The organism is Agrobacterium sp. ST15.13.013, from assembly GCF_027956525.1.
GTDB classification, from domain to species: domain Bacteria; phylum Pseudomonadota; class Alphaproteobacteria; order Rhizobiales; family Rhizobiaceae; genus Agrobacterium; species Agrobacterium salinitolerans.
Genome location: NZ_JAQKGP010000123.1, coordinates 1 through 376, shown reverse-complemented (window position 1 = coordinate 376; position 376 = coordinate 1). Strand labels below are relative to the sequence as shown.

The 376-nt window shown below is 59.6% G+C and carries 1 rRNA gene; it reads right to left on the bottom strand.

What is annotated here, in order from left to right:
* Positions 1–253: ribosomal RNA gene (locus PL597_RS26180) — 23S ribosomal RNA — on the bottom strand; the annotation flags it as partial.
* Positions 254–376 lie beyond the last annotated feature (123 nt).

Below are 376 nucleotides of genomic sequence, written 5' to 3'. Positions count from 1 at the left end.
ACTGGCCTGGTCCGCGTTCGCTCGCCACTACTTGCGGAGTCTCGGTTGATGTCCTTTCCTGCAGGTACTTAGATGTTTCAGTTCCCTGCGTTCGCTTCTAACACCCTATGTATTCAGGTGCAGATACCTCATTGCGATATCTAGAAACCTCTTTCGCTGAACCCTCAAACCCGGCATCGCCGGGTTTTCTTTTGTCTTCACGCTGTCGCGGCCAAAGGCCGCTGCGCTCCAGACGGGGCGGCCAAACGTGGCCGACGCGCTACCGCGCTGTATGGCCGCCAAACTCAAGATCGAGCAAGGCACCAGTACAGGCCGATAGGCCGTCGGCGGGCGTCCGCCGCGCCATCGCAGCGCCAGCACTTCCAAAGGAAGTGCG